We start from the raw sequence: 13,528 nt of genomic DNA, 5'->3' as shown, positions 1-13,528 counted from the left end.
TGCAGGCGAGCCTTTTTAAAGGCTCGTTTTTTAATGCAGTTTTTTAGGATCCTCGTTGAGTAAATGCTTGTATTTAGGATTTTTGGCTACAAATTCATGAAGCTTTTCTCCATAGTTTTCAATCCATTGACCAACAACCTTTGCCGTCATTTCACTTCCCTTATATTCACGGCCTGCCTTCGCATATGTTGTTTCAAAATCTTCCCAAAGCAATTCAATCCATGTTTGAGCCTGAGCTGCAGAAATTTGTTTGTTTTTTTCTAAAAGCAGTTCATATAGTCTTTGCTGATATTCATTCATAAAAAATCCCTCTTTCTCATGTTCTTACGCTGTATCATAAGCTGTCTTTTTACAAATACTATTTCTGATTCACCATTTCCCCGATCTGAGGAGGAGAAACAGAATGCGTAACAAAGTAACTAATTTCCCAAATCAAAACAACAATAAATTTGAAGGTGAACCACGCGCAAAAGCTGAATATGCATCAAAACGCGCAGACGGCACCATAAACACTCATCCGCAGGAGCGAATGAGAGCTTCAACTAACCGCGACAGTGACACACCTGATTTTTAAATGCAGCGTGCTTCCAGAGAGAATGAATTTCTCTTTGGAAGCTTTTTTTTTGGCTCCTGGCACGGTTGGGTGTGGAGTTCATAGCTTTCCATTCCTTCATGCCTATTTTCGCGCCGTGGAGGAATGGACTCTCACCAATTCTCGACCGACCAGCCCCCAGTAGATCCAAATCCTATTCCACTGCCGCCGTTTTTTTCAGCATAGAGATCGGCAGGGCTTCTTCTTCTTTATTTCCAGCCAGCCTGTAGCCCCAGGCGAACACGCCGTTTAGGTAATCAATTTTAAAATATTGGCCAGGGTCTCCTTCAATTTCGTAAATATCGCCTTTAATAAAATCCTTTGGATCAAGCAGGTATGATTTGGCCATTACAGCCTTTCGCTCAAGGACCGCGTATTCATTGAGCATTCCCATTTGTTCTGCTTTACGTGCTTTTTCGTTTAAGCTGGCAATTTCCTGCTGTAATTCGTATGGAGTCAGTTCGCTATATCTTTTTTCTGACATTTTCTAAGCGCCCCTTTGTTATATTCAGTATAAGTATAGTAAAAATAGCTCACCAAGCAAAGAATTAGATAAGCAGAAGGGTCCTTTCAAAGCAAGGGAATTGCAGGAAACTTACTCTTCCTCCCTCAGCACCTTATCAATTAAATCAAACGAAAATCCTTTGCGTGCTAATGCCTGTTTCATTTTCTGGCGATACTCAAATTCAGGAAGCGCTCTGTATTTTCGGCTTGCCTTTTCGGCTTGATGCCGCAATGCAGCCAGTTCTTCGTCTTCTTCTTTTTCCGGTGCAGATGCAGAAATAGCTTCTTTGATGATGTCAGAGTAAAATCCTTTTCTGCTTAGTACCTGCTCTAGCTTTTGCTTGGCAATCCTGGTGGACTCCTTCGTGTTTTTTCTCAAGTTTTTTTCACATAATTTAATCGCTGTTTCTAGCTCATGTTCATAGCTGAATTGCTCTAGTGCCTTTTCTATCAGCTCATCACTGATTCCTTTTTCCTTTAGCTCCATTCTAATCAGGCCTCTGCCTTTATCCGTCGTATTCATCTGTGTGCGTACAAATGCAAGAGCAAATTCTTCATCGTTTAAAAAGCTGTAATCATATAATTTGTGAATGGTTTCCTGGATAATGGCTTCATCCACTTCTTTTCCTTTTAAAAACGTCCTTACTTCATACTCAGAACGCATCCGCCTTGAAAGATAGCCAATCGCATCATTATAAGACTTGCGGACATCATCATGGTAGCCAATTTCAGATAGTAGAAATTCATCAAGCTCCATACCTTTTTTAAGTCCATGCTTAATGAGTACATCTTCATCCACACTGAAGGAATACGCTTCCCCGCTTCCATCATCGGTAAAAATATTATAACGGTCCTTATTTTTCTTTTGGATTGAAATTTTTGTAATCACCGGCATTTTCTCATCACCTCATCATTATGTTTGTAGCATATCAGAAAAGGGTTTTAAGAGGAAAGAGAGAACTATTAAAGATACATAAACGAGATATATATTGAAGGGTGAAAGGGGAAATGATATGAAAATTGCGCTTGCTGGAGGAACCGGTTTTGTTGGCAGCTATTTAACAGAAGCATTAAAGCAGAAAGGTCATGAAATTTTCATTCTCACAAGAAATACTCAAAATAAGACAGCAGCCGATCAAGTGAAGTACGTGCAATGGCTTAATGATGGTGATGCACCAGAAAAGGAATTAGAAGGCATTGAGGCGTTCATTAACTTAGCTGGAGAGTCAATTAACAGCGGCAGATGGACTGAGGAAAGAAAAAAAAGGATTATAAAAAGCCGGACGCAATCGGCACAAGAGGTCAATCGTATTTTACATAACTTAAAGGAAGCTCCAAATGTTGTCATTCAAGCGAGTGCAATTGGCTATTACGGCACGTCTGATACAAAATTCTTTACAGAAGAAGTAACAGCGGCTGGTTCGGACTTCTTAGCAGAAACAGTCTATAAATGGGAACAAACTGCCCGTGAAGGTAAGCTTCCAAATAGCCGCCTGGTCTTTACCCGCTTTGGCATTATTCTCTCAAAGCATGGTGGTGCACTGCCGAAAATGGTTCTTCCCTATCAATTCTTCGCAGGCGGAAAATTGGGAAAAGGCATTCAGTGGATGTCTTGGATTCATATAGAAGATGTGGTCAAAGCCGTTCTTTATTGCCTGGAAAATAAGAAAATAGATGGCCCAGTTAATTTTACCGCACCAAACCCTGTGCAAATGAATGAATTCGGGAAAACACTAGGAGCAGTTTTACATAAACCTCATTGGATCCCTTTGCCTGGTTTTGCTATGAAAATAATGTTAGGTGAAATGAGTATGCTGATGCTCGAAGGACAGCATGTCACACCGAAAAAACTTTTATCAGCAGGTTACCCCTTTTCATATCCCCATTTAAAGGACGCATTAGAGGATATTTATTAACCCCTATGTATGAACACCTCTTAATTAGGGAAAATTGCTAATGCTTCTTAAATTTTGAAAGGGTGTGTCTGAAATGACAGGAGAAAAAAAGCGTAAGGAAAAAACGAAAAGCACTTTATCCAGCATGCAGGAAGTTACATATAGCCGGGAATTCAAAATGGCTGATCGCGCTGGCGGCTATACAGGCGGCCGTTCAAAACATTAATACGAAAAGCGGAAGGCGCTTGCCCAGGGACGACAAGCTTAAGAGGAGCCAGGTGAAAGGTTGCTCTTTAACCTTTTGACTGGATCAGCTTAAGACTCGAGTCCCTAGCGCCTGGAGCTGGACAATACGAAAAACGGAAGCGCCTTTCTCAAATTAAGGTACGCAGTCTAAAACCGCCACGTCCTGTGGCAACGTCTGCACATCCTGTGACCCCCAAGCTTAAGACGAGCTAGACAGAAGGTCGTTCTTTGACCTTTTCGCTGGCTTGGCTGAAGACCTCAAAGGGGGCTAGGCGCTGCAACTGGACAATGCAATAAGTTTTAATAATTTTACCCTTTTGTATCATATAAAAGCGTCTCTTGAGCAAACTATATTTACGGAGCACTCATCCGTACTTCAGCCTGCTGATGAGCGCTTTTTTTATGCTTATCAAGCATTGAAAGGGGATTACTATGGGACGCTTAGGCAATCAGCATCATAACTCCAAAGCAAAAGCAAAGCTGCCGCAAACACCTAAAAACTTAAAAAATTCTCCGAATGAAGAGTATGCTGGAGAACTGACAGATCAAGCTGAGCTTGAAGTCATTGCAAGAGCAAACGCTGCTAATCAGCGTATAACAAGAAGATCTGACTGATTAAAATGACCCCTGGAGATCCAGGGGCTGTTTTTTATATATTGTTTGGCTACTGCAGGATTGCAAGTCAGGATGTCACATGCTCTCCAACTGCTGCCAAGCCTTGATTGAGCTCAAAATAAAACCCTTTTTTCTTCATTAATTGCTCATGTGTTCCTTTTTCCGTAATTCTGCCGTCTTGCAGAACAAAGATTTTGTCAGCCTGACGGATTGTATTTAAACGGTGGGCAATGACAAAGCTTGTTCTCCCCACCATCAGTTTTTGCAATGCTTCCTGAATTTTCAGCTCTGTCACTGTGTCTATACTGCTTGTTGCTTCATCTAAAATTAAGATCGATGGATTTGCCAGAAAGGCTCTGGCTATGGAAAGCAGCTGGCGCTGTCCCTGACTGATTCCGCTGCCGTCCTGATTTAAGACGGTCTCATATTTTTTCGGCAGCTTCATAATGAAGGAATGAGCATTTGCCAGTTTAGCCGCCTCCACCACTTCCTCATCTGTTCCATCCAATCTTCCATAGCGAATATTATCCATGACCGTTCCCTGAAATAAAAAGGGGTCTTGCAGCACAAAGCCCATATGCTCTCGCATACTCTCTTTTTTTATCTTGCTAATATCTGTTCCATCCAAATAAATCTTGCCTGCATTCACTTCGTAAAAGCGGGAAAGCAAATTAATGATCGTCGTTTTTCCTGCCCCAGTGGGACCGACAAAGGCGGCGGTTTCGCCAGGCATCACAGAGATCGAAATGTCCTTTAGCGTCTTGCCTCCTTCTTCATATTCAAAGGAAACATTTTCGAAAATTACTTCACCCTTGATTGAGCTCAGTTCATCAAGACCCTCTTCATTTTTATACTCTTCCTGCTCATCTAAAATATCAAAGACCCTCTCTGCTCCAGCAATAGCTGAGAGCAGGGTATTGAATTGGTTGGCGAGATCATTTAATGGCCGAGTAAACTGGCGTGAGTACTCTGTGAAAATAACAATCGTACCGATGGAAACCCAGCCATTAATCGCAAGAATGCCTCCTACTCCAGCAATAATGGCAAAAGAAAGGTTATTCAGTCCGTTCATAAGCTTTGGAATGAAGCCGGAATACGTCTGTGCCCAAAAGCCAGCTGTGCGGAGCTTATCCCCTTTTTCTAAGAATTCATTGATTACCTTCTCTTCTTGTGAAAATGCTTTAACAATCCGCTGCCCAGAGATCGTTTCCTCGATATAGCCATTTAATTCACCAAGATTCTTCTGCTGCTCCTTAAATAACTTGCCTGTTCGGTTTGTAATCCACTTCATCCCGAAGAACATAAGCGGAACAATCGTCAGCGTCAGCAGAGTCAGCAGCGGGCTCATCCAAAGCATGACGCCGAGTGTGCCTGCCAAGGTTAAAACACTCGATATAACTTGAATAACAGAGCTATTTAATGTTGAGCTAATGTTTTCAATATCGTTTGTCACTCTGCTCATTAATTCTCCATGCTGCCTTTTATCAAAAAAAGGAATTGGCAGTTTTTGCAGATGCGCAAATAAATTCGTCCGTAAAGTAAAAACGGTTTTCTGCGCAATTCCAATCATCCAATAGTTCTGATACCATGTTGACAAGGAAAATAACAGATAAATGATGCCTAACATCACTAATAGAGTCAGGAAGTTTGCAGTTCCATCCTCCACAATATAATGATCAATGACGTATCCGACTAAATATGGTCCAAGCAAGCCCATTGCCGAGCTGATCACTACCATGATGACTACCCAGATTAGAAGGCTTTTATTGACTGCTAAGTATTTCCAAAGTCTCTTTAATGTTTCCTTATAGTTGCCTGGTTTTGCTTTTTTCTGTTCCTGTGTTTTGCTGGACTGCTTGGCAAAAATCGATTTATCATATTGGAAAGGCGTTAACAGATCTTTTTTAGGCATAGCTCCGATCCTCTCCTCCTGTCTGTGACTCATAAATGCTTCGATAAAGGCCGGATGTCTTCAACAACTCTTCGTGGCTGCCTTCAGCAATCAAATCTCCTTCCATTAAAAGAAAGATATGATCTGCTTCCATCGCTGTATTGATTTTTTGCGTAATAATAAACGTTGTGCAGTCATACTGCTTGATCGCCTCCAGAAGCTTTGCTTCCGTTTTCATATCGAGTGCACTGGTACTGTCATCAAGCAAAAGGATCTTCGGCTTGCGTACTAAAGCTCTTGCAATCGTTAAGCGCTGTTTCTGTCCGCCAGATAAGTTAATGCCTTTTTGGCCAAGCTTCGTCTCATACTGATGGGGCAGTTTCTCAATGGTGTCATGAATTTGAGCATTTTTCGCTGCAAGGATGATTTCATCCATGGTCGCATCTTCTTTCCCCCAGGCGATATTGTCTCTGACACTTCCGCTAAACAAAAGAGCATCCTGCGGTACATAACCAATTTTTCTCCTAAGATCTTCAAGCTTCATTTCTTTTACATTTTGACCATCAATCAGCACTTCTCCGCTGCTTGTTTCATATAAACGGGGAATAAGCTGAAACAGCGAGGTTTTTCCAGAGCCAGTAGCTCCTAATAACGCTACTGTTTGCCTGCTGTGAATAGTGAAATTAATATTTTCTAGTACATGCTTATCTGTTTCTGGATACTTAAAAGCCACTTGTTTGAATTGTATTTTTCCGTTTGTTACAGTTTGATTTTGATCTGTTGCCAGCTTATCGACCAAATCAGCATCTGTTTCAAGCACTTCCGCAATCCGTTTTGATGAAGCTCTCGCACGGGAAAATGCCATAATGATAAACGATAGCATCGAAAAAGCTGAGGTTACTCTCATGGCGTAATTAACTACAGCAACAACTTCACCCACTTGCACTTCCCCTGTATTCACCTGAATGCTGCCAAACCATAAAACAGCGATGATCGCTCCATTCATGATCAAGAGCAGAATCGGCATTGTTACTTCCATTAACCGCAGTGCTTTTGTCGTCTTTTCCTTCAATTCATCATTTGCTTTTGTAAACCGTTTAACTTCATAGCTTCTGCGGATAAAAGCTTTAATGACACGAATGCCCGTCAGGTTTTCCCTCATGACACTATTCACTCCATCCAGTTTCTTTTGGACAGATTGAAACAGTGCTCCTCCTTTTCTCATCACCCATACAAGAAAGAAAAACAAAAAGGGAATCACAACCGACAGAATCAGCGCGAGTTGAAAGTTGACCACAAACGCCATCACCAGACTCCCGACAATGAGAAGCGGCGCCCTCATCATGATGCGTAAGCCCATAAAAATTGTATTCTGCAGCTGTGTAATATCGTTGGTCATTCTCGTTATAAGAGATGATGTCGGAAAAAGATTGAAATTCGCGTATGAAAAGGACTGTATTTTCTTAAATAAGCTCGTGCGCACATCAAATCCAAAGCTCTGACTTACGTGTGCTGCATAAAAAGAATTTATGATTCCAGATGCAAATGCCAGCATGGAAATCGCGATCAGTATCGTCCCCCACACCGTAATAACATGTAAATCCTGCACTAATATACCGTCATCAATAATTTTAGCCATAATGAGCGGCTGCAGCAGCTCAGCAGCCAATTCGGTCAGCATCAGCACAATAGCTACAGCGGCCGCCAGTTGATATGGCTTTAAAAATTCAGCGATCTTCTTCATTCAATGCCCCCTAAATCTCTATAGCGAAACTCTTTCGAAAAGCTAAATATTAAAGTGTATTTTTTTATCATATAACCTTTTGCAAAATTTTTAAATAATTTGGTGAATATTTGTTTGTTTTTTGTGAAAAATACAGTCTGGATTCTATTTACCACCCCAAAGGTGTCATTATTCCTAGTTATTCATTATCTGCTCTTATCATCCCCCATGATGAACACTCTATATGTAAAAAAACACCATCTCAAACTATCTCCTTTATACATGACAAAACTTTTGCATACACGCTACAATTACAGTAGTCTTAATGTATGCAAACACCATATGTTCATGAATGGTGGTACAATATAAAATGATGAATATGAAAAAAGGATGGTATGACACGGTGAAAACTAGTAATCATTTACATACGGAAGCAACCGAAGTCCTAAAAGAAACAAGCAGAACCTTCTTTATTCCTATTAGCCTGCTGCCGGAAGGGTTAAAGGAAGGCGTTGGTTCAGCCTATTTATGCATGAGGGCAATTGATGAAATTGAAGATGATCCAGAAATGGAAAGCAGTCTGAAAATACAGCTTCTCTCTTCAATCAGTACCATTCTTAAAGAAGATGATCCTCGCGAACAGCTGAATGAATTATTAAAGCCACATCAAAACCGACTTCCGGAAGTAACCAGCCGAATTTCAGACTGGGTTACCTATTGTCCTGAAGGCATTCGAAAAGAGGTTCTTAAATCCACTTCAATAATGGCCGAGGGGATGGCAAAGTGGGTGGAAAAGGAATGGAAGATCACCAATGAGGAAGAACTCGATGATTATACCTATACGGTTGCAGGGCTAGTTGGTGTCATGCTGACAGATATCTGGAATTGGTATGACGGCACAACCGCGGATAAAAATCTTGGCATTGCTTTTGGCAGAGGACTCCAGGCCGTTAACATTCTCCGCAATTATAAGGAAGACGAAACACGTGGTGTCAGCTTTTTTCCGGAAGGCTGGAATCTTGATGAGATGTTTGCCTATGCACAGCGCAATCTTGAATTAGCAGACCTCTATATTAAGGATATCGACAATACAACCATCCTGCACTTCTGCAAAATCCCATTAACACTGGCACATGGAACGCTTCAGGCATTAATGGAAGGCAAAGAAAAAATGAGCCGAAACGATGTAGAAGACGCTGTTAATAAAGTCGTTGGAAAATAGGAACCATTCACCTAAGTCTAGGACATTCCTAGGCTTTTCCCAATTTTTTTACTGAATAGGAACTATGGTTTTTATTTCGCTCTCAACGATCATAACTTCTTGCAGAGATTCAGAAATCCCCTTATCTAATTCGATCACAAAGGCTCTTGGTGCAGCAAGCTCATCACAAGTATTTTCCTTTGTAGCCACATTAATGGTGAGCGTTTCTTGTTCATTATTAATCTCTTCTATATGAGTGGGACAGCTGGATTCATGCAGCCCGACAATCATGACATTCTTTGATTCAAAATCCACTTTTGGGATCTTTTTCTCAAAATCAAATAAATTCCACAACTGCTCAAAGTCAATTGGGTTGTATGCTGCTTTGATTAAATACTGAAAAGCAGGAGATTCTTCTCTTTCATAAGCGATCTCATCAAAGTTAGCAGGCAGTGTTTTCTCGCTTGCGATCAGTTCGTAATCGATTTGAGGAGCTTCTGATGTATCAACCTGATTTTCTTTACCGCATCCAAGCAGTAATACCCCGCATAGTGCAAGAAATAATAAACTTTTCATCAGATTCACCAGAATCCCTCCCTCCCTAAACTAGACGAATTTTATTTTTATAAAGTTTCTTCTGTTTGAAAAATTTATCACCTAGACGCATTAAAGTGTTGTATAATATGGCAAATGATTTAAAATTCATAATTTTATATCATTTACTAGGGGAAGAAGGGAGAATATTATGGATTATAGCTTAATCATTTCTATTACAGTCTATATGGCGGGGATGATCGGGATTGGAATCTGGGCTTATAGAAAGACTTCCAATCTATCAGATTATATGCTGGGAGGTCGTACGCTTGGACCCGCGGTTACCGCGCTAAGTGCCGGTGCTTCAGATATGAGCGGCTGGCTCATGATGGGGCTGCCAGGTGCGATGTATGCCTCCGGTTTAAGTGCTTCTTGGATTGCCATTGGCCTTACATTGGGTGCCTGGGCAAACTGGATTTATGTTGCTCCGCGCCTGCGTACTTACACAGAGATTGCCAATGATTCTATTACCATTCCAGGCTATCTTGAAAACCGCTTTAAAGATCGCTCAAGGTTGCTTCGCCTTATTTCTGGTTTAGTTATCTTAATCTTTTTTACTTTTTATGTTTCATCTGGCATGGTTTCAGGCGGAATTTTATTCCGAAGCATCTTTGGACTTGAATATCATACAGGGCTTTGGATGGTTTCTGCTGTTGTTATTGCCTATACGCTTTTTGGCGGGTTTTTAGCAGTAAGCTGGACCGATTTTATTCAAGGAATTATCATGGTTCTTGCACTTATTCTTGTTCCGCTTGTTACGATTTTTCATGTTGGCGGCATTGGACCTGCAGTGGAGGTTCCGCGGGAAATTGATCCTGCTCTTCTGAATATCTTTACAGGCACAAGCGTACTTGGAATTGTCTCCCTTTTCGCTTGGGGTCTCGGATATTTCGGCCAGCCGCATATCATCGTGCGCTTTATGGCCATTTCGTCAGTAAAAGAAATCAAAAAGGCCAAAAACATTGGAATGGGCTGGATGATTTTCTCGATCATCGGAGCCATGTTTACTGGTTTCCTGGGCATTACCTACTTTTCTCAGGCTGGCCAAACGCTCGATGACCCTGAAACGGTATTTATTACTTTAGGCGAAATTCTTTTTCATCCGATCATTACAGGGTTCCTGATCGCCGCTATTTTAGCAGCCATCATGAGCACAATTTCTTCACAGCTTTTGGTAACATCCAGTTCATTAACGGAAGATATTTATAAAACATTTTTCCGCCGCGAGGCAAAAGATAAGGAGCTTGTCTTGATTGGGCGCTTATCAGTGCTAGTTGTCGCAGTCATTGCTCTTTTCATCTCTTGGGAGAAAAATGAAACGATCCTTGACCTAGTCGGCTATGCATGGGCAGGATTTGGTTCTTCCTTTGGACCTCTCATTCTCTTAAGTCTCTACTGGAAACGGATGACATCAGCTGGCGCGCTTTCCGGAATGATCGTTGGTGCCGCTACGGTAATTATCTGGTCAATGGCAGATCTGTCCGATTTCTTATATGAAATGATTCCAGGCTTCGCTGCTAGCTTACTGGCAGTTGTTGTTGTAAGTATGCTTACAGCTAAACCTTCAATAGAAGTAGAAAAGGAATTTGAGGAGTTTGAGGAAGCGTTAAAATAATACAGTAAAGCAGATCAATTACGATCTGCTTTTTTTGCGTAGATATTTTGATAATACAATTACCTATTATTGTATTTAATGTTAAAATTAATAAAAATAGAGAATAAATTAGGGGGAGTTTTTCTGAAAAAAATAGCATCTATCAGTCTGCTGAGTCTTTTTTTCCTGACAGGCTGTCAATTCCTAAATATTAGTATTGGCGCACTAGACACAACTAACTTAACAGACATTACTGAAGAGCAGCAGGGCAATTCACCGACCACTTACGAAGCAGCTACTGTAGAAGAAGGTCTCGATGCTCTTCCGTTTGACATGACCTTGCCAGAAGAACTGCCATTTGACGCAGAACCTTATATGCCTCCGGTGATCAATGATCTGAACGGTGATGGCAAAATGATCAGCGCTGATTTCGGAGCACGCTCTGCAAATGAAAATGAAGAAATCCTCTTAAGAGTAAAAGCGGATTATCCTGTTTCAGACAGCAGTTATCCCAATTATGAAGAAGTGGAAATGAAAAACGGTGTAACAGGCTATTACCTAAAAAGCGCACTTTCTTTCAAGATCGACGATGTCGTCTTTACTGTGGTATATATGAATGATGATATTCCTGTGGAACAGCATCGAGAGGAAATCATCGCAATCGCGAACCAGATGATTGAATAGGTTAGGAGATCACATGGGAGTTTGGAGTTATGCTTCAAGCTTCTCATCTACTCTGCTATTTATTAACGAAAAATATAAAAAAGCCAGAGAGAAACACCCTCTGACCTTCAAATTTTATCTTTTTATCATTAAATAATAGATTAATAACCAGGATATCCGTGGTTATTTATGATTTATCCGCCGTCAAAAAATTTTATCCGCCAAAAACAGCACTTTATCCGCCATTCTCCCAAATCACTATAATGAATAAACAATCCCTTCATAAGGAGACAGCTTTTCATTTTCCCGAGCATCTTCATTCGCAATCAACACAGATGCTTCTCCAATGAACTGCAGAATCTCTTCATCTTCAATCACCAGCTCCTGATCCGAGAAGTTGCAGAGAACCAATAACTGCTGATTTCCTTCCACACGCTTATAGGCAAAAATATGAGGATGCTCTCTCAGCAGCAATTCAAATTTACCTGTTGTTATAATGTCATGCTTTTTCCTTAGTTGAATCAGGTTTTGATAATAGTAGAAGATTGAATTTTCATCATCCAAAGCCTGCTCAGCGTTGATATCAGTGTAGACTGGATTAGATTTGATCCATGGTGTACCTGTTGTAAAACCGCCGTTTTCCCTGCTGTTCCATTGCATCGGCGTGCGGGCATTATCTCTCCCCTTTTTATAAATTGCCGCCATTAATCTCTCATGATTCCAGCCTTGCTGCTTGCGGTCATGGTACATATTGATCAATTCAATATCACGGTAATCGTCTAATTTATCAAATCGTACATTGGTCATTCCTATTTCTTCGCCTTGATAAATGTACGGAGTTCCCTGCAGCATATGCAGACAGGTGGCAAGCATTTTGGCTGACTTGACACGATATTCCCCATCATTCCCAAAGCGTGATACAATGCGCGGCTGGTCATGGTTATTCCAATACAAGCTGTTCCAGCCGACACCATGCAGAGATGTCTGCCACTTTTCAAAGTTTTCTTTTAGATCTTGGAGATGTAAATCAGTAAAACTCCATTTATCGCCATTCTTACTGTCTAAGTCCATATGCTCAAACGTAAACACCATATTCAGTTCTTGATTCTCCGGGTTTGTGTAAATTTGTGCATCTTCCGGAGCTGCTCCTGGCATTTCGCCGACTGTTAACACATCATATTTGGAGAGAACCTCTTGATTCATTTCGCGTAAGTATTCATGAATTCTCGGTCCGTTAATATAATGCTGCCCGCCGTTTCCATAAGCATCACCTGGATTTTTTTCACCTTCTGGGAAATCTGGATCCTTTGATATAAAATTAATGACATCCATTCTAAATCCATCAATGCCTTTATCCAGCCAAAATTTCATCATGCTATAAACATCTTCTCGCAAGCTAACATTTTCCCAATTTAGATCAGGCTGTTTTTTAGCAAAAATGTGAAGATAATATTGACCGGTTTCCTCATCCAATGTCCATGCCGATCCGCCAAAGGTTGAACCCCAATTTGTCGGCGGCTCTCCATTATCCTTTCCATCTCTCCATATGTAATAATCTCGATAATCACTGTCCTTACTTTGCTTTGATTGCACAAACCACTGATGCTCATCCGACGTATGGTTCACAACCAAGTCCATCACAAGCTTTAACTCTCTCTTATGCATTTCTTCCAGAAGCTGTTCAAAATCTGCCATCGTTCCATACTGATGAAAAATCTCCTGATAATCTCGAATATCATAGCCATTATCTTCTTGCGGAGAATCATAGATCGGTGAAAGCCAGATGACATCTACGCCCAGCTTCTTTAAATAATCAAGTTTGCTGATGATGCCTGGAATATCCCCGACTCCATCTCCATTGCTATCCATAAAGCTCTTCGGATAGATTTGATATACTACACTTTTTTTCCACCATTCCATTACGTATCACCTAATTCTATATAATTTAATGTAAACGTTCTCTTCATTATCCACAAAAACAGCGAAAAGAGCAAACGTTTGCACAAAATT

Annotated in this window: 14 protein-coding genes; 7 read left to right on the top strand and 7 right to left on the bottom strand. The window is 40.8% G+C overall.

Annotation, left to right across the window (positions count from 1 at the left end):
• Positions 1–30 precede the first annotated feature (30 nt).
• Positions 31–300 carry a YfhJ family protein gene (locus J1899_RS04825; protein WP_214477902.1) on the bottom strand — a complete coding sequence of 90 codons (270 nt, stop codon included), beginning with the start codon at positions 298–300 and terminating at the stop codon, positions 31–33.
• 103 nt (positions 301–403) lie between these two features.
• Between J1899_RS04825 and J1899_RS04820 the strand changes: the two genes are divergently transcribed.
• Positions 404–574, top strand: coding sequence for a small, acid-soluble spore protein K (locus J1899_RS04820; RefSeq protein WP_066449225.1), 171 nt, complete (start codon positions 404–406; stop codon positions 572–574).
• A 172-nt stretch (positions 575–746) separates the two neighbouring features.
• Here J1899_RS04820 and J1899_RS04815 read toward each other — a convergent pair whose 3' ends face one another.
• Both J1899_RS04815 and recX read right to left on the bottom strand, forming a co-directional pair.
• On the bottom strand, positions 747–1,076 hold the full coding sequence (locus J1899_RS04815; protein WP_214477901.1) for a YfhH family protein: 330 nt from the start codon (positions 1,074–1,076) through the stop codon (positions 747–749).
• Positions 1,077–1,187: 111 nt separating this feature from the next.
• Positions 1,188–1,991 carry a recombination regulator RecX gene (recX, locus tag J1899_RS04810; protein WP_214477900.1) on the bottom strand — a complete coding sequence of 268 codons (804 nt, stop codon included), beginning with the start codon at positions 1,989–1,991 and terminating at the stop codon, positions 1,188–1,190.
• Between the two features lie 118 nt (positions 1,992–2,109).
• Here recX and J1899_RS04805 point away from each other — a divergent pair, with 118 nt between their 5' ends.
• From J1899_RS04805 to J1899_RS04795, 3 genes are all read left to right on the top strand, one after another.
• Complete coding sequence (locus tag J1899_RS04805) at positions 2,110–3,012, top strand: TIGR01777 family oxidoreductase (RefSeq protein WP_214477899.1); 903 nt, start codon at positions 2,110–2,112, stop codon at positions 3,010–3,012.
• A gap of 73 nt (positions 3,013–3,085) precedes the next feature.
• Positions 3,086–3,217 carry a YfhE family protein gene (locus J1899_RS04800; protein WP_082851741.1) on the top strand — a complete coding sequence of 44 codons (132 nt, stop codon included), beginning with the start codon at positions 3,086–3,088 and terminating at the stop codon, positions 3,215–3,217.
• 452 nt (positions 3,218–3,669) lie between these two features.
• Complete coding sequence (locus J1899_RS04795; protein ID WP_066449234.1) at positions 3,670–3,852, top strand: YfhD family protein; 183 nt, start codon at positions 3,670–3,672, stop codon at positions 3,850–3,852.
• A gap of 67 nt (positions 3,853–3,919) precedes the next feature.
• Here the strand turns inward: J1899_RS04795 and J1899_RS04790 are convergent, their stop codons facing one another.
• Positions 3,920–5,764 (bottom strand): ABC transporter ATP-binding protein, encoded by a 1,845-nt coding sequence (locus J1899_RS04790; protein ID WP_214477898.1) that lies wholly within the window; start codon positions 5,762–5,764, stop codon positions 3,920–3,922.
• Complete coding sequence (locus J1899_RS04785) at positions 5,757–7,487, bottom strand: ABC transporter ATP-binding protein (RefSeq protein ID WP_066449239.1); 1,731 nt, start codon at positions 7,485–7,487, stop codon at positions 5,757–5,759. Before J1899_RS04785 ends, J1899_RS04790 begins: the two co-directional genes overlap by 8 nt.
• Positions 7,488–7,869: 382 nt before the next feature.
• Between J1899_RS04785 and J1899_RS04780 the strand changes: the two genes are divergently transcribed.
• The gene (locus J1899_RS04780; RefSeq protein ID WP_425515006.1) at positions 7,870–8,688 is read left to right on the top strand and encodes a squalene/phytoene synthase family protein; all 819 of its coding nucleotides are present in this window, start codon (positions 7,870–7,872) and stop codon (positions 8,686–8,688) included.
• A gap of 48 nt (positions 8,689–8,736) precedes the next feature.
• Here J1899_RS04780 and J1899_RS04775 read toward each other — a convergent pair whose 3' ends face one another.
• Entirely contained in the window at positions 8,737–9,252 is a 516-nt protein-coding gene (locus J1899_RS04775) for a hypothetical protein (RefSeq protein ID WP_066449246.1), read from the bottom strand.
• Between the two features lie 160 nt (positions 9,253–9,412).
• Here J1899_RS04775 and putP point away from each other — a divergent pair, with 160 nt between their 5' ends.
• Together putP and J1899_RS04765 are read left to right on the top strand one after the other, a co-directional pair.
• Positions 9,413–10,876, top strand: coding sequence for a sodium/proline symporter PutP (gene putP, locus J1899_RS04770; RefSeq protein ID WP_214477897.1), 1,464 nt, complete (start codon positions 9,413–9,415; stop codon positions 10,874–10,876).
• A gap of 78 nt (positions 10,877–10,954) precedes the next feature.
• The gene (locus tag J1899_RS04765; protein WP_214477896.1) at positions 10,955–11,539 is read left to right on the top strand and encodes a hypothetical protein; all 585 of its coding nucleotides are present in this window, start codon (positions 10,955–10,957) and stop codon (positions 11,537–11,539) included.
• 237 nt (positions 11,540–11,776) lie between these two features.
• Here J1899_RS04765 and J1899_RS04760 read toward each other — a convergent pair whose 3' ends face one another.
• A complete protein-coding gene (locus J1899_RS04760) occupies positions 11,777–13,438 on the bottom strand; it encodes a glycoside hydrolase family 13 protein (RefSeq protein WP_214477895.1) in 1,662 nt (553 codons plus the stop codon).
• Positions 13,439–13,528: the final 90 nt, after the last annotated feature.

Origin of the sequence: Cytobacillus gottheilii, from assembly GCF_018582665.1 — a bacterium.
Lineage (GTDB): Bacteria > Bacillota > Bacilli > Bacillales > Cytobacillaceae > Cytobacillus > Cytobacillus gottheilii.
The sequence above is the reverse complement of the archived record's forward strand: the minus strand, read 5'-3'. Positions and strand labels throughout refer to the sequence as shown.